This window comes from Pseudomonas sp. FG35 (genome assembly GCF_057809295.1).
The window spans coordinates 1-324 of record NZ_JBMDJR010000042.1 but is presented as its reverse complement, the minus strand read 5'-3'; the positions used below and the strand labels follow the sequence as shown (position 1 = coordinate 324).

At 66.4% G+C, this 324-nt stretch carries 1 protein-coding gene; it reads right to left on the bottom strand.

Going from position 1 to position 324, the window contains the following annotated elements; genetic code table 11:
* A partial coding sequence (locus ACODTD_RS28820; protein ID WP_489105448.1) for a hypothetical protein occupies positions 1 to 324 on the bottom strand: 324 nt, incomplete at both ends.

Below are 324 nucleotides of genomic sequence, written 5' to 3'. Positions count from 1 at the left end.
GCGCATCCTGCTCGGCGACCAACCGACCTTGCGCGTCATAGGCCTTGAGCTGCTCACCACCGTCGGCGGCGACCTGACGCACCAGCCGCGCGGTGTCGTCGTGGACGTAAGTTTCCTCAGTGCCATCGACGTAATGCACCGTGACACGGCCGGCGTCATCCCAGACGTAACGCGTATCCATCTGCGAAAACGAGGCCCAGTGCCGCACGCAGCGCGCGGCCTTGCCGGCGCGTTCCCACGCCCAGAAGAAGCTCGCGCCGCCGGCCAGTTGCCGTTGCAGGATGACGTGCTGGTCGTCGTAGTCGTAACGCTCGCTCTCGCCGA